This window comes from Wolbachia endosymbiont of Tuta absoluta, from assembly GCF_059414725.1.
In genome coordinates this window covers 1-652 of sequence record NZ_JBNRJY010000427.1, presented here as the reverse complement: position 1 = coordinate 652, position 652 = coordinate 1, and the positions used below count along the sequence as shown (strand labels likewise).

Annotated in this window: 2 protein-coding genes; both read right to left on the bottom strand. The window is 34.4% G+C overall.

Annotated elements, in window-relative coordinates; genetic code table 11:
- Positions 1–95 precede the first annotated feature (95 nt).
- A complete protein-coding gene (locus ACJ5GX_RS04550) occupies positions 96–341 on the bottom strand; it encodes a dynein heavy chain (RefSeq protein WP_495292748.1) in 246 nt (81 codons plus the stop codon).
- 31 nt (positions 342–372) lie between these two features.
- Positions 373–522 carry a hypothetical protein gene (locus ACJ5GX_RS04545; RefSeq protein WP_495292747.1) on the bottom strand — a complete coding sequence of 50 codons (150 nt, stop codon included), beginning with the start codon at positions 520–522 and terminating at the stop codon, positions 373–375.
- Between the last annotated feature and the right edge of the window lie 130 nt (positions 523–652).

The window sequence follows — 652 nt, the reverse complement described above, 5'->3', positions numbered from 1 at the left end:
CAACAACTTGATTCATATCACCACCCTACTTAAGGTAATTTAAGTATAGCATAAACATTACTAACTTTGCAACTTTATTAACTTAATACCAACTGTCAAACCTTGGTATTCCTTAGAATAGAAATCGGCCTCGATCGATCCTTCGTTTCAGATAGAATTTCAAGCAACTCATCATTGGACAAGAAGAACATTCTTGGGAAGAAAAGACGCTTCTTCTCCAAATATGCATTGAGTCCTCTCTGCACCATATCAAGTAGGTTGTTACTTTTCTTCATACGGTCTAACATCTTTTCAATGGTGATAACGTCCAAGATTCTTGGCTCTAGGAAAACAGCTTTCATTATTTCACGCCAAGTCTGGAAAAAAAATTGTTTATTTATATCGTAAATAATTCATTTCACCAAATTTCTGACACTGTTTATCTTTTTTCAATAATACCTTATCAACGGCGGCAAATCTTCTCCCTTCTTCAGGTATCTGTTGCTGAATATCAGGAGAGGAGAAAATTGGTTCCAAATACATCCACGTTGCTTGTACCTTAAGCCATTCATCCAGGATTTCTTGTAATAGGAGAAGTTTGCCCTCCCAATCACTATTATTAGCAGTAATTTATTAATTAATTATATAATATAAAATCGCAATGAAATACCAT